Raw genomic sequence first — 19,857 nt, 5'->3', positions numbered from 1 at the left:
CAGCGACCTCCAACGGGTCGCATTGAGGCGGGTCCGCGTGCATCCCGCGCGGTACAATCGCGGCGTGAACGCGCATAGGGTGCGAACACGCCGTCACGACTAAACATGAGCCGTTTTCCGTCCTTTTCAAGGCCGCCGCCCAAGCAGTTCAAAGCGCGCCGCCCGCAGCCCGTCGCCGAAGTGCTGAATCGCACCGACGCGTTCGTGGCACTGCGCGCGGGCGTCGAGCAGATTGCTGCGCTGGAAAAGGATCTGCGCGAGCTGTTGCCGGATTATCTGGCCACGAGCGTCGAACCGAGCTTCATCAAGGAAGGCGTGCTAGCCCTGTTTGCCGCGCACAACGCACTGGCAGCGCGCCTGCGCCAGATCGAGCCAAGGCTCCTATCGGACCTGCAGCAGCGCGGCTGGCCGGTCAATGCGTTGCGGATTCGTGTGCGGCCACAGCCTTTGAAGGAGCCGCCGCCGGTCAAGCAGGCGCGCATGACGCCGGTCGGCGCGGATGCGCTGCAAGCGCTCTCCGAATCGCTCGCGCCTTCGCCGCTGCAGGAAGCGTTGGCCAAAATGGCTGCGCGGCATCGGAGAAATCGCTGAACAAAAAATAAGCGGCCCTGATGGGCCGCTTATTTTTCATCCATTCGCTTCGGAAATTTCATCCGAAGCCGCTATTCAGATTACGCAAACGCCGTCTGCGTTTCGTACGCGAAGCCGCGCGGCGCCTTCTGCGTGTCGTCAAACGTGACGATTTCGTACGAATCCTCGTGCGCCAGAAGTTCGCGCAGCAGTGCGTTGTTCAACCCGTGGCCCGACTTGTACGCCGTGTACGAAGCCAGCAACGGATGACCGATCACATACAGATCGCCGATCGCGTCGAGCATCTTATGCTTCACGAATTCGTCGTCGTAACGAAGCCCGTCGTTGTTCAGAATGCGGTATTCGTCCAGCACGATGGCGTTATCCATGCTGCCGCCGCGTGCCAAACCGAGTTCGCGCATCATTTCTACTTCATGCGCAAAACCAAACGTACGCGCACGAGCGATGTCCCGCACATACGACGTATGGGCAAAATCCACTTCCAGCGCCTGACCGGTTTTATCCACAGCCGGGTGACGGAAATCGATGGTGAATTTGAGCTTGAAACCGAAATACGGATCGAGACGCGCGAACTTATCGCCGTCGCGAATTTCCACAGGCTTGGTGACCTTGATGAATTTCTTCGGCGCGTTCTGCTCTTCAATACCGGCCGACTGAATCAGAAACACGAACGAACCTGCACTGCCGTCCATGATCGGAATTTCTTCAGCGGTAACGTCGATATAAAGATTATCGATGCCGAGGCCTGCGCATGCGGACATCAAATGCTCGATGGTCGACACGCGCGCGCCGTCTTTCTGCAATACGGAAGCCAGACGTGTATCGCCAATCGCCAACGCCGACGCGGGAATGTCCACCGGCGTGGCCAAATCCACGCGCGAAAACACGATGCCAGTGTCCGCCGCCGCCGGGCGGAGCGTCAGGTCGACTTTGCGGCCGGAGTGCAGGCCGATGCCGACTGTCTTGACGATTGATTTGATAGTGCGCTGCTTCAACATGGTGATCTTCTGTTCGATTGAAAATCCCAATCGGGACTTTTTATTCCATAGCGCGAAGTATACTCCAATACCCTAGGAGCGTCTTTGCGCGGAACGTATCAATCTGTTTCGCTGCATTACCCAATGGGCGCCCGTCAGGGAAAGCGTGACGGGCCGATGTCCGGAACGGAGGCGTTTCCGGTCATCGGCCCGCGTAACGGCCTGTCACAAAAGCGTCTTAAGCGCCGTTGCCCTGATACAACGCGGTAACCGCGCAGGCTCGAGGCGAAGCAATCTAACGCAATCGTAACTAGCTCAACGTGGCGAGAATACTCCCTGCATCGCTCACTTCGAATTTGCCGGCAGCCTCGACGTCCAACGTCTTGACCACGCCGTCGTCGACAACCATTGCGTAGCGCTGGGAACGGATTCCCATGCCGCGCGCCGACAAATCCTGCTCAAGACCGAGCGCCCGCGTGAAAGCCGCACTGCCGTCCGCCATCATGCGCACCTTGCCCGAGGCGTGCTGATCGCGTCCCCACGCGCCCATTACGAACGCGTCGTTGACGGACACGCACCAGATCTCGTCGACGCCAAGAGCGCGCAACTGCTCGGCGTGCTCGACGTAACCCGGTACATGTTTGGCCGAACAGGTGGGCGTGAACGCGCCCGGCAACCCGAAGATCACCACGCGCTTGCCCGCCGTCTGCTCGTGCACGTTGAAGCTGTTAGGCCCCAGCGTGCAGCCCGCTCGCGCGTCTTCGACGAATTCGAAGAGCGTCGCGTCGGGCAGCTTTTCACCTGTCTGAATCATGCTCAGTCCTTTGCATCGATGCGAAGCACGCTCGCACGTTGTCGTGTCGCAGTGAATTCAGCGTCTGCCTAACTACAGACTCCGCCATCCGGCGACAGTCGCCCCATCCGCTTCGCGAATCCGAAGAGGGCACTTGTCCTTGCCGCGAATCAGACGATACGCGGCGTGTTTGCCGTTCACCCGCCACGCTCGTGCATTCGTCCGCCAGCGCTGCTAAAAACAACGCGGCAACGAAAGCCTGCTCGTGCGTTCAGTCCGCCTGCTTGCGCAGGAACGCCGGAATGTCGTACGTATCGACGCCCTTTTCCTGCAGCGCCTGCACGTGCGAAGCCGCCGTATCGCGCGACGTGCGCCACACAGCCGGCGTGTCCAGCGCGCCGTAATCGGCCGTGCTTGCATGCGACGACGACGGTGTGTAGGCAGCATGCGTGCTGATCGGCTGATTGTCCGTGCCGGTGCGCAGCAGCGTCATCGGTGCCGATTGCTGCTTCTTCGCCGCACGGCCCAGACCCGTTGCCACGACCGTCACACGCAGTGCATCGCCCATTGCATCGTCGTACACCGCGCCGAAGATCACGGTTGCGTCTTCTGCAGCATAGCTCTTGATGGTGTTCATCACTTCGCGCGTTTCCGACAGACGCAGCGAACGGCTCGACGTGATGTTGACCAGCACGCCACGCGCGCCCGACAGATCCACCCCTTCCAGCAGCGGGCTGGCCACAGCCTGCTCAGCAGCCAGACGTGCGCGATCGACACCGGCAACCGTCGCCGTGCCCATCATCGCCTTGCCCTGCTCGCCCATTACCGTCTTCACGTCTTCGAAGTCGACGTTCACCAGACCATCAACGTTGATTATTTCCGCGATACCGGCAACTGCGTTGTTCAGAACGTCGTCTGCGCACTGGAAGCACTTGTCCATCTCGGCGTCATCGCCCATCACCTCGAACAGCTTGTCGTTCAGAACGACGATCAGCGAGTCGACGTGATCCTCCAGTTGCTGCGAACCCGCTTCTGCCACACGCATGCGCTTGCCGCCTTCGAATTCGAACGGCTTGCTGACCACGCCAACAGTCAAGATACCCATTTCCTTGGCGATCTGTGCGACCACCGGTGCTGCACCCGTACCCGTGCCGCCACCCATGCCTGCGGTGATGAACACCATGTGGGCGCCGCGCAGTGCGTCTGCGATGCGCTCACGTGCTTCTTCTGCAGCGGCGCGGCCCATTTCCGGCTTGGCACCAGCGCCCAGACCCGTGTTGCCGAGCTGGATCACCGCGGAAGCGCGCGAACGCGACAGAGCCTGCGCGTCCGTGTTCATCACGATGAAGTCGACGCCTTGCACGCCTTTGTTGATCATGTGCTGAACGGCATTGCCGCCAGCGCCACCTACTCCGATCACCTTGATGATGGTGCCGTTCGTTTCGGTTTCCAGCATCTGGAATTCCATGTTGCCTCCGTCAAGATAAAAAATTGCAGCCACTTCGGCCGTTATTCGGCAGGAGATCGGGCAACCCCCTGTCGCGCGCCAGCCGCCGGCACCAGCGCGTGTTTACGTCAAACCGTTCAAAACTCGAATTCGTCAGAAGTTGCCGAGGAACCAGTCTTTCATTCGCGTGAAGACCTGACCCATCGACCCCGACTGCACTGCGACCTTGCGCCCGCGCATCCGTTGCGAGCGCCCTTCGACGAGCAGACCCATCGCCGTCGAGTAGCGCGGGTTCCGCACTACGTCAGCGAGACCGCCCGCGTATTCCGGCACACCAATGCGCACCGGCTTCAGGAAAATGTCCTCGCCGAGTTCGACCATGCCGAGCATCATCGACGCGCCGCCAGTCAGCACCACGCCGGAGCTCAGCAATTCCTCGTAACCCGACTCGCGCACGACTTGCTGCACGAGCGAAAACAGTTCTTCGACACGCGGCTCGACCACCGCCGCCAGCGCCTGGCGCGACAGCGTGCGCGGACCGCGCTCGCCGAGACCCGGCACTTCGATCATTTCGTCCGGGTCGGCCAAGGCCTGCTTCGCAATGCCGTAGTCGACCTTGATGTCTTCCGCGTCCGGCGTCGGCGTACGCAATGCCATCGCGATGTCGCTCGTGATCTGGTCGCCGGCGATCGGAATCACCGCCGTGTGACGAATCGCGCCTTCGCTGAAAATCGCAATATCAGTCGTGCCGCCGCCGATATCGACCAGCACCACGCCAAGTTCTTTTTCATCTTCTGTCAGCACCGCCAGCGACGAAGCGAGCGGCTGCAGGATCAGATCGTTGACCTCTAGCCCGCAACGGCGCACGCACTTGACGATGTTCTGCGCCGCGCTCACCGCGCCGGTGACGATATGCACCTTCACTTCCAGCCGGATGCCGCTCATACCGATCGGCTCGCGCACATCTTCCTGACCGTCGATGATGAATTCCTGCGTCAGGATGTGCAGCACCTGCTGATCGGTCGGGATGTTGATCGCCTTCGCCGTCTCGATCACGCGCGCGACGTCGGTCTGCGTGACTTCCTTCTCCTTGATCGCCACCATGCCGCTCGAATTGAAGCTGCGGATATGGCTGCCGGCGATCCCGGTAAACACGTTCGTAATCTTGCAGTCGGCCATCAGTTCGGCTTCTTCAAGCGCGCGCTGAATGGACTGCACGGTGGCTTCGATGTTCACCACCACGCCTTTCTTGAGCCCCTTCGATTCGCTCTGGCCGAGGCCGATCACCTCGTAGTGACCCTCGCCCTTCAATTCGGCGACGATAGCCACTACCTTCGACGTCCCAATGTCGAGGGCGACCAGCAGATCTTTATAGTCTTTACTCATAGCGTGCTCATTGCGTGTGATGTCCGTTTACTTCTTGCCCTTGTCGGGTTCGCTGATGAAGCGCATGCCAGCGGCACGAATCGCGAAACCGTTCGGATAGCGCAAGTCCGCATACTCAATATCCTTCCCCCAACGTTGCGTCACCGCGTTCCACGCCGCGGTCAGGCGCTTGCTGCGATCCAGCAACGTGTCCTGATTGCGTTCGCGCCCAAGTTCCACCTGCATTCCGTTCGACAGCTTCACCGTCCACGCGTAACGCGGCGACAGCGTGACTTCATCCGGCGTCGCGCCTAACGGCGCAAACCACTTCTTGAAATCGCTATAACGCGCGACGACTTCTTTTGCCGTACCGTCCGGGCCGTCGAACGCGGGCAGCTCTTCTTCGAGCTCACCCTGGTTCGCGGTGAACAGTTCGCCGTCCACGCTCACCAGTTGATCGCTGCCCCACGTTCCAAGCGGTTTGTACTCCTCGAGCGTGACAGCCAGCGCATTCGGCCAGACTCGCCGCACGCTCGCGTGACGCACCCACGGCATCTGCTCGAACGCCTGCCGCGCGACATCGAGATCCACCGTAAAAAAGTTGCCTTTCAACCGCCCTACTACACCGGCGCGCACCGTCGGCGAATTGATGTGCTCCGTGTCGCCGTCGATCTGGATTTCGCGCAACGCGAAATTCGGACGCTGGATCAGCCAGTAACCGCCTGCCGCCAGCAGCACGAGCACCAGCAACGCATGCAATGCGTTGGCGGCGAGATTGAGCTGGCGAACGTTGTTCCACATGGTGTTGCTTTCGGGTTGCCCCGCTTAGTCCTTGGTTAGTCCTTAAGCGTCAGCGCCAACACGCTGACAACCAGTTCCTGATAGCTGATGCCCACCGCACGCGCCGCTTTCGGCGGCAGCGAGTGATCGGTCATGCCAGGCGCCGTGTTCACTTCCAGGAAATACGGATTGCCGTCCGCATCCAGCATGAAATCGGCACGGCCCCAATCGGTGCAGCCGAGTACGTCGAACGAACGGCGCGCCAGCACTTTCAGACGCGCCTCTTCGTCGGCTGCCAGACCGCATGGAATCAGGTACTGCGTGTCGTTAGCGATGTACTTAGCGTGGTAGTCGTAGAACTCGCCGGCCGGCACGATGCGGATCACCGGCAGATCGAGATCGCCGGCGATACACGCGGTGTACTCGCCGCCGCCTTCAATGCTCTTTTCGACCACGACGATCTTGTCGTACTTGACCGCTTCGATCAGCGCTGCTGGCAATGCGTCGGCACTTTTCACCTTGATCACCGCGACGCTCGAGCCTTCGCTCGCTGGCTTCACGAACAACGGCAAGCCGAGCTTCGCGACGATGTCTTTCGCGCGTGCTTCGTAGTCGTCGCCGCGCAGCACGGCCTCGAACGGCGGCGTCGGAATGCCGAGTTGCTGCCACACGAGCTTGGTGCGGAACTTGTCCAGACCGAGCGCCGAGCCGAGCACGCCGCTGCCGTTGTACTTGATGCCGTAAAAATCGAGCGCGCCCTGAATCTGGCCGTTCTCGCCATAGCCGCCATGCAGTGCAATGAACGCACGGTCGAAACCTTCTGCCTTCAGCTCGGCGAGCGGACGCTCGGACGGGTCGAAAGGATGGGCGTCGATACCGGCATCGCGCAGCGCTTGCAGCACCAGGCGGCCGGACGTAAGCGACACTTCGCGCTCGGCAGATACACCACCGAGCAGCACTGCCACTTTGCCGAATTGTTTAGGGTCGATGCTGCTCATCTCACACCTTCGTTTCTTGCGCCAGGCGACCCGGCACACCGCCGATCGAACCCGCGCCCATCGTGATCACCACGTCGCCGTCGCGCACCAATGCTGAGAGCGCGTCCGGCACTTCATCCACCGTATCGACAAACACCGGTTCGACCTTGCCCCCCACGCGCAGTGCGCGTGCCAGGGCGCGGCCGTCCGCGGCGACGATCGGCGCTTCACCGGCCGAATAGACTTCGGTCAGCACAAGAGCGTCGACGGTCGACAGCACCTTCACAAAATCTTCGAAGCAATCGCGCGTGCGCGTGAAGCGGTGCGGCTGGAATGCCAGCACCAGACGCCGCCCCGGAAACGCACCGCGCGCCGCCGCTACCGTAGCCGCCATTTCAACCGGGTGATGACCGTAGTCGTCGACCAGCGTGTACGCGCCGGCAGGTTTGCCTTCCGACACGACCGGCACTTCACCGTAACGCTGGAAGCGCCGTCCCACGCCGTTGAAATCCGCGAGTGCTCGCTGGATATCGGCATCTTTCACTTCAAGTTCAGTCGCAATTGCGATTGCGGCCAAAGCGTTCTGCACGTTGTGCTCGCCCGGCAGGTTCAGGACGATGTCGATCGGCGCCGCGTCTTCGCGCATTGCCGTGAAATGCATCTTGCCGTTGTGTGCTTCTACATTGACCGCGCGCACTTGCGCGTCCGGAGCAAAACCGTAGCGGATGATCGGCTTCGACACGAACGGCAGAATCTCCTTCACGTTCGGATCGTCGACACACAGCACCGCGATCCCATAGAACGGCAGACGGTGCGTGAATTCAATGAACGCCTGCTTGAGCCGCGCGAAGTCGTGACCGTAGGTGTCCATGTGATCGGCGTCGATGTTCGTGATGACCTCGATCACCGGGAACAGATTCAGGAACGACGCATCCGACTCATCCGCTTCAGCAACGATGAAGTCGCCCGTACCCAGACGCGCATTCGCGCCCGCGCTGATCAGACGGCCGCCAATCACAAACGTCGGATCCAGGCCGCCCGCCGCCAGCACGCTCGCCACCAGCGACGTGGTTGTGGTCTTGCCGTGCGTGCCGGCAATCGCGATGCCCTGCTTCAGGCGCATCAGTTCCGCGAGCATCACCGCGCGCGGCACGATCGGAATGCGGCGATGACGCGCGGCCAGCACTTCCGGGTTGTCGCTGCGCACCGCTGTGGAAACGACCACGGCGTTGGCGCCTTCGATGTTCTCCGCCGCGTGACCGATCGCGATCCGCGCGCCGAGTGCGGCGAGGCGATCGGTGATCGCGTTGCTCGTAAGATCCGAACCGCTCACCTGATAGCCGAGGTTGACCAGCACCTCCGCGATGCCGCTCATGCCGACACCGCCGATGCCGACAAAGTGAATATGTTTGACGATGTGTTTCATTGCTTTCCTTCTGGGCTCGCGCCCGAAATCGAACCCGCCACTGTCGCGCAAATCTGTGCGACCTGTTCCGTGGCGTCGGGTTTCGCGAGCGAGCGCGAACGCTCCGCCATTTCCGCGAGCGTCTCTCGCGTCTGGCTGCGCAACCAGTCGGCGAGCTTTTCCGCCGACAGATCGCGTTGCTGCACGACCAGCGCCGCGCCGTTATCGGCGAGGAACGCTGCATTAGTGGTTTGGTGATCGTCTACTGCAAATGGGAACGGCACAAAAAACGCCGCCACCCCTACTGCTGAAATTTCCGACACCGTCATCGCGCCCGAACGGCAGATCACCAGATCCGCATTTGCATACGCGCTCGTCATGTCGTCGATGAAGGGTACGAGTTCTACATCGGCACCAGCCTGCAGACCCGCTGCCGCGTAGTTCTCACGCAGCGCGTCAATATGCTTCGCGCCCGCCTGATGCACGATGCGCGGACGTTCATTCGGCGCCAGCAGCGCAACCGCGCGCGGCACCACTTCATTCAACGCCGCCGCGCCCAGACTGCCGCCCACCACCAGCACATTCAGTGGACCGCTGCGCTGCGCGTAGCGTGCTTTGGGTGCAATTGCGCGCGCAAGTTCCGCGCGAATCGGGTTTCCGGTCCATTCGCCGTGCGGCAGCGCATTCGGAAATGCCACCAGCACGCGTTTGGCGACTTTCGCAAGCACCTTGTTCGCGAGACCCGCGATCGAATTCTGTTCATGCAGCACCAGCGGACGGCCGCTTAACGCAGTCATCAAACCTGCCGGGAACGTGATGTAGCCGCCCATGCCGAGCACGACGTCCGGCTTCACGCGACGCAACACGCTCAGACTCTGCGAGCAGGCGCGCAGCAGATTCAGCGGCAACATCAGCTTGGTCTTCAGGCCTTTGCCGCGCAGTCCGCCAAAGCGCACGTATTCCATCGGGATGCCGTGTTTCGGCACTAGCGTGGCTTCCATGCCCGCGGGGTTGCCAAGCCATACGACCTTCCAGCCCCACGCCTGCATCAGGTGCGCGACCGCGAGCCCCGGGAACACATGTCCCCCGGTGCCACCGGCCATCACCATCAGCGTGCGTTGCGGAAGAGCGGTCATACCTTCCCCCCACGCATCAGCAAGAAAAAGAACTCGTTTTGGCTCCGGCCGCTTCGCTTAACTTCGCGCGCTTTGCGCACGAAGTTAGCCTCCGCCGAAATCGTGCGCTGCTGCATGGGGGTCATACCTTCCCCCCACGCATCAGCAAAAAAAGGAATTCGTTTTGGCTCCGGCCGCTTCGCTTAACTTCGCGCGCTTTGCGCACGAAGTTAGCCTCCGCCGAAATCGTGCGCTGCTGCATGGGGGTCATACCTTCCCCCCACGCATCAGCACACGATTTTCATAGTCGACACGCATCAGCACGGCTATCGCGACGCAGTTCAGCAAGATGCCCGACCCGCCGTAGCTGACGAGCGGCAACGTAAGGCCCTTGGTCGGTAGCAGGCCGAGGTTCACACCCATGTTGATAAAGGTCTGCGCGCCGAACCAGATGCCGATGCCCTTCGCCACCAGCCCCGCGAACGTGCGGTCGAGCGCGAGTGCCTGGCGGCCGATCTCAAACGAGCGGCGCACGATCCAGTAGAACATCAGGATCACGACGAGCACGCCGACAAAACCGAGTTCCTCGCCGATCACCGCGAGGATAAAGTCGGTATGCGCTTCGGGCAGATAGTTGAGCTTCTCGACACTACCGCCCAAGCCCACGCCAAACCACTCGCCGCGCCCGAAAGCGATCAGCGAGTGCGTCAATTGATAGGCCTTGCCCTGCGCGTAACGGTCGTCCCACGGATCGAGGTAAGCGAAGATCCGCTCACGACGCCACGGGGACGCCCACACCAGCAAGCTGAACGTACCGACCGCAGTGGCCACAAGGCCGCCGAACAGCTTGCCATTCACGCCTCCGAGGAACAGCACGCCCATCGCGATCGCGGCGATCACCATGAACGCGCCCATGTCCGGCTCGAGCAGCAACAACGCGCCGACGAGACCCACTGCAACCGCCATCGGCAGAAAGCCCTTGGCGAAGCTCTGCATGTATTCCTGTTTGCGCACCGTGTAGTTGGCCGCGTAAATCGTCACGGCGAGCTTCATGATTTCCGACGGCTGCATATTCGTAATGCCGAGAGGAATCCAGCGACGCGCGCCGTTCACACCCTTACCGACGTGCGGGATCAGCACGATCACCAGCGCGAGCAGCGAAAGCAGGAAGAGCTTTGGCGCGTACTTATCCCACGTCGAGATCGGGATGCGGAACGATACGACGCCGATTACCGAGCCCATCACCACGAAAATGAGCTGGCGCACCAGAAATGCGTAATCGCGGTACGACGCGTACTTCGGCGAATCGGGCATCGCGATCGACGCCGAATACACCATCACGACGCCAAGGCCAAGCAGCGCCACGACCACCCACAGCAGCGAGTGATCGTAGTCGAGCATCCGCGAGCGCAGTGGACGCACGCCGTTCACGGCGCTCGCGAGACCACTCCCGCCAGTGCGGCTGGAGGTGCGGCCCGCGCTAGCTGTATCGCCATTGCCGGCAAGGCGCGAACCGAAGCGTTCCGACCAGCTCATATCATCGTCCCCCGTTCGGCCGCGATGTCTTCCACCGTGCTGCGAAACACCGCCGCACGATGTGCGTAACCCTTGAACATGTCGAAGCTCGCGCAAGCCGGCGACAGCAGCACGACGTCCCCGGGTTGCGCCAATGCGGTGGCGGCCCGCGTCGCTTCTTCGAGCGTCGCGTGATCGGTCATTGCGATGCCGCTGTCTTCCAGCGCGGCGCGAATCTGCGGTGCGTCACGGCCAATCAACATCACGGCGCGGCACCAGCGCATCACAGGCGTGGAGAGCGGTTCGAAATCCTGACCCTTGCCGTCGCCACCAACGATCAGCACCGCGCGTTGCGCGAGACCGTCGAGCGCGGCAACCGTCGCGCCGACGTTGGTGCCCTTGCTGTCGTCGACGTAATCGACGCCTTCGATCGACGCGATCAATTCCACGCGATGCGGCTCGCCACGGTATTCACGCAAGCCGTGCAGGAGCGGCGCGCCAGGCAGACCGACCGCGCGCGCCAATGCATAGGCGGCCAATGCGTTTGCGGCGTTGTGCAGGCCGCGAATACGCAGCGCGTCCGCCGGCATCAGACGTTTGAGTGCGATGTTCTTCGGTGCCGCCACTTCGCTCTTGCGACGGCGCGTCGGCGCAGGTTCGTCACTCACGTCACGATCGTGTGCTTCCACCAGCCAGACCATGCCGTTGTCGCGCAGCAGACCGTAGTCACCATCGTTCTTCGGCTCGGTCACGCCGAACGTGATCATCGTCGCCTCGCTGCCCGCGGAAGGAGCAAGCGCCATCACGCGCGAGTCGTCGCGGTTCAGTACACGCACGGTCTGTGTACCGAAGATACGGCCCTTCGCGGCGGCGTACGCATCGAGGCCGCCGTGCCAGTCCAGGTGATCCTGGGTGATGTTCAGTACGACCGCTGCGTCCGGCGTAAACGTATGGGCGGTTTCCAGCTGGAAGCTCGACAACTCCAGTACCCACACGTCAGGCAAGGCTGTGTTGTCGATCGCTTCGCTGAGCTTGTCCAGCGCGGCCGGGCTGATATTGCCCGCCACCGCGACCTTCTTGCCGGCGCGTTCGCACAGCAAGCCAGTCAGGCTCGTCGTTGTGGTCTTGCCGTTGGTGCCGGTGATCGCGATCACCTTCGGCGCATAGCCGCTTTCGCCAAGCGTCTTCAACGCTTGCGCGAAGAATTCGAGTTCGCCCCACACCGGGATGTCCCGCTCACGCGCCGCCGAGATCAACGGCAGCAAGTCGGCGGCGAGCGGCGACAAACCCGGGCTGATCGCCACGAGTTCGACACCCTCGAGCAGCACCGGCGAAAACGGGCCGCCGACGAACTCGGCATCGACGCCATGCGCTTCCATAGCGGACAGGTTCGGCGGTACCTCGCGCGTATCGGCCACACGCAGCCGACAGCCGTGCCGCGCGCACCAGCGCGCCATCGCGAGACCGGATTCACCGAGTCCCAGCACGAGCACCATCGGCTTTTGCCGATCCCGAAACTTCTCGCCAAACATCGCCTGCTTCCCCTAAATACGACTTAACGCAACTTGAGCGTGGACAAACCGAACAGGCACAACATCAACGTGATGATCCAGAAACGCACCACCACCTGCGTTTCCTTCCAGCCCGACAATTCAAAATGGTGATGCAGCGGCGCCATCTTGAAGAGACGCCGCCCTTCGCCGAAGCGACGCTTGGTGAACTTGAACCACGTAACCTGCAGCATCACGGAGAGCGTCTCCGCGACGAAAATGCCGCCCATGATGAAGAGCACGATTTCCTGACGCACGATCACCGCGACCGTGCCGAGCGCGCCACCTAGCGCCAATGCGCCGACGTCGCCCATGAACATCTGTGCCGGGTGCGTGTTGAACCAGAGGAATGCGAGCCCCGCTCCACCCATCGCCGAACAGAAGATCAGCAACTCACCCGCCCCGGCGATATGCGGAAACAAGAGGTATTTCGAATAGACCGAACTACCCATCACATAAGCGAACACCCCGAGCGATGCGCCGACCAGCACGACCGGCATGATCACGAGGCCGTCGAGACCGTCGGTGAGATTCACCGCGTTGCTCGAACCCACGATCACCAGATACGTCAGCACGATGAAACCCCACACGCCGAGCGGATAGCTGATCGATTTGACGAACGGCAGCATCAGGTCGGCCCGCGCCGGCAAGCCCATCGACAAGCCGCTGCGCACCCACGCCATGAACAGATCGAACACGCGCACGTTGCTCGCCTCGGACACGCTGAACGCGAGATACACCGCCGCGAACAGGCCGATCACCGACTGCCAGAAATACTTTTCACGCGACGACATCCCGCGCGGGTCCTTGTAGACCACCTTGCGGTAATCGTCGACCCAGCCGATCACACCGAAACCAAACGTGACGAGCATCACGATCCAGATGAAACGATTGGTCAGATCGGCCCACAGCAACGTCGACACGGCGATGCCGAGCAGAATCAGCACGCCGCCCATCGTCGGTGTACCGGATTTGACGAGGTGCGTTTGCGGACCGTCTTTACGAACGGCCTGACCGACCTTCATCGCGGTCAGCTTGCGGATCACCGCCGGGCCGCAGACAAGCCCAATCAGCAGCGCGGTAATGGTGGCCATCACTGCACGGAAAGTCAGATAACTGAACACGCGCAAGAAGCTTGCGTCATTCTGCAGCCATTGCGCCAGCGCCAGTAGCATGCTTCGGTCCTTCTATTTCAATGTGCAGCGGGCGTGTTGCCCGCTGCGTTCGGTTGTGGACTCGTTACGGCGTCCACCACGCGCTCCATTTGCATGAAGCGCGAGCCTTTCACGAGAAGCGTTGCAGCAGAGCCGAAACCCGCCTGCTGCAATTGCGCGATCAGCGTGCCGACATCGGCAACGTGATGCGCGTCCGCGCCATACGCGGTGCAGGCGTCGCGCGAGGCGTCGCCCATGGCGTACAGCGCGTCGATGCCGCGTTCTTTAGCGTAGGCACCGATTTCGCGGTGAAACGCCGGGCCGTTGTCTCCGACTTCGCCCATGTCGCCCATCACCAGCACGCGCGGGGACTCGCACGACGCGAGCACGTCGATCGCTGCGCGCATCGAGTCGGGATTCGCGTTGTAGGTATCGTCGATCACGGTGGCGCCAGCGAGCGTGCCGAGCGCGGCGTGCTTCACCTGCAAGCGGCCTTTCACTGCACCGAACGATTCGAGACCGCGCCTGATCGCGTCGAGCGGAACGCCTGCGGCGAGCGCGGCCGAAGTCGCGGTCAACGCGTTGTGCGCGTTGTGGTTACCGAGCACTTGCAGCGTGACGTCGACGTGGCCTTCCGGCGTGTCGATGCTCAGTATGTTGTCCGCGAACGTGCCGGTTACCGCGGCTTCGGTCATGCGCTCAGCGTCGTTCAAAGCAAAGTCGATGATGCGGCTGCCCGTTGCCGCGACGCGCCAGATGCTCGCGTATGCATCGTCGGCCGGGAACACGGCGATACCTTCCGGCGTGAGTGCGTGAATCACGCTCGCATGCTCGAGCGCGACGGCTTCGACCGTCGCCATGAATTCCTGATGCTCGCGCTGCGCGTTGTTCACCACCGCGACCGTCGGCTCGGCGATCTTTGCGAGCAACGAGGTTTCACCCGGATGGTTCATGCCGAGTTCGACCACCGCCAGTTGATGCGCGGCGTGCAGACGGAACAGCGTGAGCGGCAAGCCGATATCGTTATTGAAGTTGCCGGCAGTCGCGAGGCGTGCGTCCGCGCCGACCGCGGCGGCGAAGATCGACGCGATCATTTCCTTGACCGTCGTCTTGCCATTGCTGCCCGTCACGGCGACGAGCGGCATGCTGAACTTGCGACGCCAGCCGCGTGCGAGTGCGCCGAGCGCGACACGCGTATCGGCCACACGCAACGCGGGCACGTGCCAGTCACCTGGCGTGCGCGTCACCAGCGCAGCCGTGACGTTGCGCGACGCGACTTCCGGCAGGAAGTCGTGCGCGTCGAAACGGTCGCCCTTGACCGCAACGAACAGATCGCCTGGGCCGGCGCTACGGCTATCAGTCGAAACGCGTTCGAACGTGACGCTTTCGTCACCCAGCACGGTTGCGCCGGGAATCAGCGCCGCGGCTTCACGCAGCGAGAACATCGCGACATCTCGCAGGGTCATTCGCCACCTCCGCGTGCGTGCGTCGCCCGCGCGGCGAGCGCGAGGCGAGCGTGGTCCTGATCGGAGAAAGCGCGCTTCTTACCCATGATTTCCTGTGTTGCCTCATGCCCTTTGCCGGCCAGCACGATGACGTCTTCGCGTGCGGCGCTGCGGATCGCTTGCAGGATCGCGCTCGCGCGGTCCTCGATGCGGCGCGCCTTCGACGCGTCTTTCATGCCTACGGCGATCTGCTCGATGATCGACTGCGGATCTTCGCTGCGCGGGTTGTCGCTGGTCACGACCACACCGTCAGCGATCCTCTCGGCGATCGCGCCCATCAGCGGACGCTTGGTCGCGTCGCGGTCACCTCCGCAGCCGAACATACAGATCAGTTCGCCGCCTCGTGCAGCCGCCATCGGGCGCAGGGCTTCGAGTGTCTTTTCCAGCGCGTCCGGCGTGTGCGCGTAATCGATCACGACGAGCGGCTCGTCGTTTTGCAACCGGCCGCCGAGACGTTGCATGCGGCCGTTGACCGGTTCGAGCTTTGCGAGTTCGGCGAGCGCCGCGTCGAACGGCACGTCGGCGGCGAGCAATGCGCCAAGTACGCCGAGCAGATTGCTGACGTTGAATGCGCCGAGCGTTTGCACTTCGACTTCGGCGTTGCCCCAAGCTGATGTGGTCAGATGAAACGCGGTGCCAGTCGCGGTTGCGCGTACATTCGACGCGAGCAGCAAGGCATCGGCTTGCGGCGCATCGGCGCCCGACGCGTCTTTCAGCGTCTCGTCGAGACCGTACGCGATCGTACGGGTGCGGCCTTGTGTGCTGGCAAGCAGACGGCGACCAGCAGCATCGTCGCGATTGATCACCGCCGCGCGCAGTTCCGGCCAGGCAAACAGCCGCGCCTTGGCGGTTTCGTACGCTTCGAACGTGCCGTGATAGTCGAGATGGTCCTGGGTAAGATTCGTGAACACGGCGATGTCGAACGCCGTGCCGTTCACGCGGCCCTGATGCAACGCGTGCGACGACACTTCCATTGCCACGGCCTGAGCACCCGCGTCGCGCAACTGCGCGAGACTGCGTTGCAACTGCGGCGCGTCAGGCGTCGTGAAACCGGTGTGTACGAGTTGACCCGGCAGACCGGTGCCGAGCGTACCAATGATCGCGCAACGTTTGCCAAGCGCGGTTAGCGCCCCGGAAATCCATTGGCTACACGACGTCTTGCCGTTGGTGCCGGTGATGCCGACCACCAGCATGCCGTCGCTCGGATCGTTATACCAGGCGCTCGCAATCGACCCCGCGAGTTCGTTCAACGCCGGCACGGCCAGCGTCGTGGACGAATCGATCGCGTCGCTAAAGCCTTCGGGCTGGACGAGTACGGCTGCTGCGCCACGTTCGATCGCGCTGTTAATGAACGGGCGGTTGTCCGCACCGTCGACCGCATAGGCGAAGAACGCGTCTCCGGCAGCGATCGAGCGCGTGTCGGCGTGCAGATGCGCGCCTGGCTGCACGCGAGCGTGCAGCCAGTTGAGTGCGGCGGCGATCTGCCGGTGCGCTGGATGCTTCTTACGCAGCGCGCTCATCGCACAACTCCGGGATGGCTTCTCGCATTGGCGGAGATCGTCATCTTTTTTGCGCCACTGCTGGTGGACAGTTTCTTGACCGCCCCAGGCGAGGCGGGTGCACTCGGCGCGGCAGGCGCCGAATCGTCCGACACGACCATCTGTTTGACCGGCATGTCCGGCGGCACATTCAGCGAGCGCAGCGTATCGCCGACGATCGCCGAGAACACCGGACCCGACACCTGACCGCCAAAGTGGCTGCCCGCCGTCGGTTCGTCGACCGACACGGCGACGACGATGCGGGGATTCGGCATTGGCGCCATGCCGACGAACGAAGCGCGGTATTTGGAGTGGTCGTAGCCGTGAGCGCCGTGTTTGTAGGCGGTACCGCTCTTGCCGCCGACGCGATAGCCCGGCACGGCCGCATCCGGCGACGTGCCGCCCGGCGCCGTGACGGTTTCGAGCATTGCACGCACTTCGCGAGCCGTGGTGGGCGCGAAAATTTGCGGCCCGGTTGCCGGCTGATCGCTAGGCGTACGGAAAATCGACACCGGCATGATCTCGCCGTCATGCGCGATCGCGGTGTATGCGCGGCCCAACTGGAACAGCGACACCGACAAGCCGTAGCCGTACGACATGGTCGCCTGCTCGATACGGCGCCAGCTCTTCCATGGACGCAGACGGCCCGCCGCCGCGCCTGGGAAGCCGACCTTCGGCGCCTGGCCGAGACCGATGCTGGTGTACATGTTCCACATCTCTTCGGGCTTGAGCTGCATGGCGATCTTCGTCGCGCCGATGTTGCTCGACTTCTGGATCACGCCGCCCACCGTCAGCACGCCGAACGCGCTGTCGTCGGTAATCGGCGCACCGTCGAGCACAAAGCGGCCCGGCCCCGTATCTACCAGTGTAGTCGGCGTCACGCGGTGCAAGTCGAGTGCCAGCGAGATCGTGAACGGTTTCATGATCGAACCCGGCTCGAAGGTGTCCGTCAAGATGCGGTTGCGCAGCTGATCGCCCGTAAGGTGCGAACGGTCGTTCGGGTTGTACGTCGGGTAGTTAACCAGCGCCAGCACCTCGCCGGTCCGCACGTCGATCACCATCGCCGCACCGGCCTTCGCCTTGAACTTCTCGACGGCCGCTTTCAGGTTCGTATAAGCGATGTACTGTATCTTGCTGTCGATCGAGAGATCGACGTCCTGCCCGTTGTGCGGTACGACTTGCTCGTCCACATCTTCGATGATGTGGCCCATGCGGTCTTTAATGACGCGGCGGCTGCCCGACATGCCGGCCAGCAACTTCTGGTCGCCGAGTTCGACGCCTTCCTGGCCTTCGTCTTCCACATTGGTGAAGCCGATCAGGTGAGCCGTGATCTCGCCTTCCGGATAAAAGCGCTTGTACTCGTCGCGCGCATAAATGCCGGGGATGTCCAGCGCGGTGACTTTCGCGGCGACGTCGACCGGCACCTGGCGCTTCACGTAGACGAAGTTCTTGTCTTCCGAGAGCTTGGTGCGCAACTCCTTGTTCGTCATGCCGAGCAGCTTGCCGAGCTGGTTCAGCTTGTCGGCGCCAAGGTCGTCCGGCACCGAGTCAGGAATCGCCCAAATAGCGCGCACCGGCAGACTCGTGGCGAGCACGAGACCGTTGCGGTCGAGAATCTTGCCGCGCGTGGCCGGCAATTCGAGGCGACGCTGGTAACGGATCTCACCCTGCTTCTGATAGAAGGCGTTTCCGGGCCCCTGAATCCAGAAGGCGCGCGCGGTCAGCGCGACAAACGCCATGAACAGCATGAACACGACAAGTTTCGACCGCCACATGGGCAGGCGCACCGACAGGATCGGGTTCGCCGAAAAGGCGACGCTTTTGCGAGTCGACGATTTTTTCATCGCACGCCTCCGCGACCGGTCGCAGCCGGTGCCGAGGCCGGGCCGGACGTCGGGATCGGCGCGTCCTCAGCCTTGGCGGCGCCCGGGTCGAGCGTCAGGTACTGAGTGCGACCAGTCGTGACCGCTTGCATCTTCAGGGAATCAGTGGCGATCTGCTCGATGCGCGAGGTCTTCGACAACGCGCTCTGCTGATATTGAAGCTGTGAATAGTCCTGCTGCAGCTGGCGCTCCTGCGATTGAGCGCGCTGCAACTGGATAAAGATCTGACGCTGCTGATTGGTTGCGTTGACGACAGACAAAGCGCAGCCCATCACGATCATCAGCAGGAAGATATTGAGGCGATTCATGGTGCAATCCGCTCCGCCACACGCATCACGGCAGAACGGGCGCGCGGGTTCGCGGCAACTTCAGCGTCGCTGGCGAACACGCGGCCGATGAGTTTGAGCGGAGGGCTCGGCAGATCGACTGCGCGAATCGGCAGACGGCGATCCACCGTAGGCGTACTGGCGTGCGCCTGCATGAATCGCTTGACGATCCGGTCCTCGAGCGAATGAAAGCTGATGACCACCAGCCGCCCCCCTTGCTCCAACAGCGACAACGCTGCTTCTAAAACGACTTGCAGCTCCGCAAGCTCTTGATTGATGTGAATCCGTATAGCTTGAAAGGTGCGGGTTGCCGGATCCTTGCCCTTCTCACGGGTTTTGACGACGTTAGCCACGATTTGGGCAAGCTCGCCCGTGCTGACGAGAGGCCCAAGACGGTCGGACTCTGCCCGGCGAGCAACAAGCGCCTTTGCAATCTGAAAAGCAAACCGTTCTTCCCCATAATCTCGTATCACCTCCGTCAGTTCCTGCACCGTGACCCGCGCCAGCCAGTCAGCAGCTGACTCGCCGCGCGTCGGGTCCATCCGCATGTCGAGCGGGCCGTCGGCGCGGAAACTGAAACCCCGCTCCGGATCGTCGACTTGCGGCGACGACACGCCCAGATCCAATAAAACGCCCGACACCCGCCCTACTCCGCGCTCCGCAATCGCGTCACGCAGTGAAGCAAAACTCTCGTGCACGATGCCAAAGCGCGGATCGGCAATCTGCTGAGCCGTGGCGATGGCGAGCGGGTCTTTGTCGAACGCAATCAGCCGCCCCGATTCACCCAGCTTCTCCAGCACCAACCGGCTGTGACCGCCGCGCCCGAACGTACCGTCCACATAAACGCCGTCGGCGCGTGTAACCAGCGCTTCGACCGCCTCTTCCAGCAGCACCGTGCGATGCTGCAATTCGTTTCTCATCGCAGGTGCCATATAT

General features: G+C 62.3%; 17 protein-coding genes. 1 reads left to right on the top strand and 16 read right to left on the bottom strand.

Features of this window, described 5'->3' with window-relative positions; translation table 11 throughout:
* Nucleotides 1-105: 105 nt before the first annotated feature.
* Complete coding sequence (locus ACUN0E_RS22460; RefSeq protein WP_325046550.1) at nucleotides 106-591, top strand: DciA family protein; 486 nt, start codon at nucleotides 106-108, stop codon at nucleotides 589-591.
* A gap of 80 nt (nucleotides 592-671) precedes the next feature.
* Here ACUN0E_RS22460 and lpxC read toward each other — a convergent pair whose 3' ends face one another.
* The 16 genes from lpxC to rsmH form a co-directional block, all read right to left on the bottom strand.
* Nucleotides 672-1,589, bottom strand: coding sequence for a UDP-3-O-acyl-N-acetylglucosamine deacetylase (gene lpxC, locus ACUN0E_RS22455; protein WP_445567987.1), 918 nt, complete (start codon nucleotides 1,587-1,589; stop codon nucleotides 672-674).
* Between the two features lie 289 nt (nucleotides 1,590-1,878).
* Complete coding sequence (locus ACUN0E_RS22450) at nucleotides 1,879-2,382, bottom strand: peroxiredoxin (RefSeq protein WP_445567986.1); 504 nt, start codon at nucleotides 2,380-2,382, stop codon at nucleotides 1,879-1,881.
* Between the two features lie 250 nt (nucleotides 2,383-2,632).
* Entirely contained in the window at nucleotides 2,633-3,829 is a 1,197-nt protein-coding gene (gene ftsZ, locus ACUN0E_RS22445; protein WP_408231184.1) for a cell division protein FtsZ, read from the bottom strand.
* A 132-nt stretch (nucleotides 3,830-3,961) separates the two neighbouring features.
* A complete protein-coding gene (gene ftsA, locus ACUN0E_RS22440) occupies nucleotides 3,962-5,194 on the bottom strand; it encodes a cell division protein FtsA (protein ID WP_007180311.1) in 1,233 nt (410 codons plus the stop codon).
* A 27-nt stretch (nucleotides 5,195-5,221) separates the two neighbouring features.
* On the bottom strand, nucleotides 5,222-5,974 hold the full coding sequence (locus tag ACUN0E_RS22435; protein ID WP_408231181.1) for a cell division protein FtsQ/DivIB: 753 nt from the start codon (nucleotides 5,972-5,974) through the stop codon (nucleotides 5,222-5,224).
* A 35-nt stretch (nucleotides 5,975-6,009) separates the two neighbouring features.
* Nucleotides 6,010-6,951, bottom strand: a complete 942-nt coding sequence (locus ACUN0E_RS22430; RefSeq protein ID WP_445567985.1) for a D-alanine--D-alanine ligase — start codon at nucleotides 6,949-6,951, stop codon at nucleotides 6,010-6,012.
* Between the two features lies 1 nt (nucleotide 6,952).
* Nucleotides 6,953-8,356: a UDP-N-acetylmuramate--L-alanine ligase gene (gene murC, locus ACUN0E_RS22425; RefSeq protein ID WP_445567984.1), complete on the bottom strand. Its 1,404-nt coding sequence runs from the start codon at nucleotides 8,354-8,356 to the stop codon at nucleotides 6,953-6,955.
* On the bottom strand, nucleotides 8,353-9,471 hold the full coding sequence (murG, locus tag ACUN0E_RS22420) for an undecaprenyldiphospho-muramoylpentapeptide beta-N-acetylglucosaminyltransferase (RefSeq protein WP_408393470.1): 1,119 nt from the start codon (nucleotides 9,469-9,471) through the stop codon (nucleotides 8,353-8,355). Before murG ends, murC begins: the two co-directional genes overlap by 4 nt.
* Nucleotides 9,472-9,717: 246 nt before the next feature.
* The gene (gene ftsW, locus ACUN0E_RS22415) at nucleotides 9,718-10,986 is read right to left on the bottom strand and encodes a putative lipid II flippase FtsW (RefSeq protein ID WP_408340985.1); all 1,269 of its coding nucleotides are present in this window, start codon (nucleotides 10,984-10,986) and stop codon (nucleotides 9,718-9,720) included.
* Nucleotides 10,983-12,497 carry a UDP-N-acetylmuramoyl-L-alanine--D-glutamate ligase gene (gene murD / locus ACUN0E_RS22410; RefSeq protein WP_445567983.1) on the bottom strand — a complete coding sequence of 505 codons (1,515 nt, stop codon included), beginning with the start codon at nucleotides 12,495-12,497 and terminating at the stop codon, nucleotides 10,983-10,985. Before murD ends, ftsW begins: the two co-directional genes overlap by 4 nt.
* Before the next feature lie 23 nt (nucleotides 12,498-12,520).
* A complete protein-coding gene (mraY, locus tag ACUN0E_RS22405; RefSeq protein ID WP_408218445.1) occupies nucleotides 12,521-13,690 on the bottom strand; it encodes a phospho-N-acetylmuramoyl-pentapeptide-transferase in 1,170 nt (389 codons plus the stop codon).
* A 17-nt stretch (nucleotides 13,691-13,707) separates the two neighbouring features.
* Nucleotides 13,708-15,135, bottom strand: a complete 1,428-nt coding sequence (locus ACUN0E_RS22400; RefSeq protein ID WP_445567982.1) for a UDP-N-acetylmuramoyl-tripeptide--D-alanyl-D-alanine ligase — start codon at nucleotides 15,133-15,135, stop codon at nucleotides 13,708-13,710.
* Nucleotides 15,132-16,694 (bottom strand): UDP-N-acetylmuramoyl-L-alanyl-D-glutamate--2,6-diaminopimelate ligase, encoded by a 1,563-nt coding sequence (locus tag ACUN0E_RS22395; RefSeq protein ID WP_445567981.1) that lies wholly within the window; start codon nucleotides 16,692-16,694, stop codon nucleotides 15,132-15,134. Before ACUN0E_RS22395 ends, ACUN0E_RS22400 begins: the two co-directional genes overlap by 4 nt.
* Complete coding sequence (locus ACUN0E_RS22390; protein ID WP_445567980.1) at nucleotides 16,691-18,556, bottom strand: peptidoglycan D,D-transpeptidase FtsI family protein; 1,866 nt, start codon at nucleotides 18,554-18,556, stop codon at nucleotides 16,691-16,693. The genes ACUN0E_RS22395 and ACUN0E_RS22390 overlap by 4 nt, the downstream gene beginning before the upstream one ends.
* Nucleotides 18,553-18,903 carry a cell division protein FtsL gene (gene ftsL, locus ACUN0E_RS22385; protein WP_445567979.1) on the bottom strand — a complete coding sequence of 117 codons (351 nt, stop codon included), beginning with the start codon at nucleotides 18,901-18,903 and terminating at the stop codon, nucleotides 18,553-18,555. Before ftsL ends, ACUN0E_RS22390 begins: the two co-directional genes overlap by 4 nt.
* A complete protein-coding gene (gene rsmH / locus ACUN0E_RS22380; RefSeq protein WP_445567978.1) occupies nucleotides 18,900-19,853 on the bottom strand; it encodes a 16S rRNA (cytosine(1402)-N(4))-methyltransferase RsmH in 954 nt (317 codons plus the stop codon). The genes ftsL and rsmH overlap by 4 nt, the downstream gene beginning before the upstream one ends.
* Nucleotides 19,854-19,857: the final 4 nt, after the last annotated feature.

The sequence above is a fragment of the Paraburkholderia sp. D1E genome, assembly GCF_052682275.1.
Note: the sequence above shows the minus strand (reverse complement) of the source record. Positions and strands in the feature narration are given on the sequence as shown.

Excerpts from the sequence above, each read along its gene's own strand:
- ACUN0E_RS22460 (WP_325046550.1), top strand. The coding sequence starts at position 106 with ATGAGCCGTTTTCCGTCCTTTTCAAGGCCGCCGCCCAAGCAGTTCAAA.
- lpxC (WP_445567987.1), bottom strand. The coding sequence starts at position 1,589 with ATGTTGAAGCAGCGCACTATCAAATCAATCGTCAAGACAGTCGGCATC.
- ACUN0E_RS22450 (WP_445567986.1), bottom strand. The coding sequence starts at position 2,382 with ATGATTCAGACAGGTGAAAAGCTGCCCGACGCGACGCTCTTCGAATTC.
- ftsZ (WP_408231184.1), bottom strand. The coding sequence starts at position 3,829 with ATGGAATTCCAGATGCTGGAAACCGAAACGAACGGCACCATCATCAAG.
- ftsA (WP_007180311.1), bottom strand. The coding sequence starts at position 5,194 with ATGAGTAAAGACTATAAAGATCTGCTGGTCGCCCTCGACATTGGGACG.
- ACUN0E_RS22435 (WP_408231181.1), bottom strand. The coding sequence starts at position 5,974 with ATGTGGAACAACGTTCGCCAGCTCAATCTCGCCGCCAACGCATTGCAT.
- ACUN0E_RS22430 (WP_445567985.1), bottom strand. The coding sequence starts at position 6,951 with ATGAGCAGCATCGACCCTAAACAATTCGGCAAAGTGGCAGTGCTGCTC.
- murC (WP_445567984.1), bottom strand. The coding sequence starts at position 8,356 with ATGAAACACATCGTCAAACATATTCACTTTGTCGGCATCGGCGGTGTC.
- murG (WP_408393470.1), bottom strand. The coding sequence starts at position 9,471 with ATGACCGCTCTTCCGCAACGCACGCTGATGGTGATGGCCGGTGGCACC.
- ftsW (WP_408340985.1), bottom strand. The coding sequence starts at position 10,986 with ATGAGCTGGTCGGAACGCTTCGGTTCGCGCCTTGCCGGCAATGGCGAT.
- murD (WP_445567983.1), bottom strand. The coding sequence starts at position 12,497 with ATGTTTGGCGAGAAGTTTCGGGATCGGCAAAAGCCGATGGTGCTCGTG.
- mraY (WP_408218445.1), bottom strand. The coding sequence starts at position 13,690 with ATGCTACTGGCGCTGGCGCAATGGCTGCAGAATGACGCAAGCTTCTTG.
- ACUN0E_RS22400 (WP_445567982.1), bottom strand. The coding sequence starts at position 15,135 with ATGACCCTGCGAGATGTCGCGATGTTCTCGCTGCGTGAAGCCGCGGCG.
- ACUN0E_RS22395 (WP_445567981.1), bottom strand. The coding sequence starts at position 16,694 with ATGAGCGCGCTGCGTAAGAAGCATCCAGCGCACCGGCAGATCGCCGCC.
- ACUN0E_RS22390 (WP_445567980.1), bottom strand. The coding sequence starts at position 18,556 with ATGAAAAAATCGTCGACTCGCAAAAGCGTCGCCTTTTCGGCGAACCCG.
- ftsL (WP_445567979.1), bottom strand. The coding sequence starts at position 18,903 with ATGAATCGCCTCAATATCTTCCTGCTGATGATCGTGATGGGCTGCGCT.
- rsmH (WP_445567978.1), bottom strand. The coding sequence starts at position 19,853 with ATGGCACCTGCGATGAGAAACGAATTGCAGCATCGCACGGTGCTGCTG.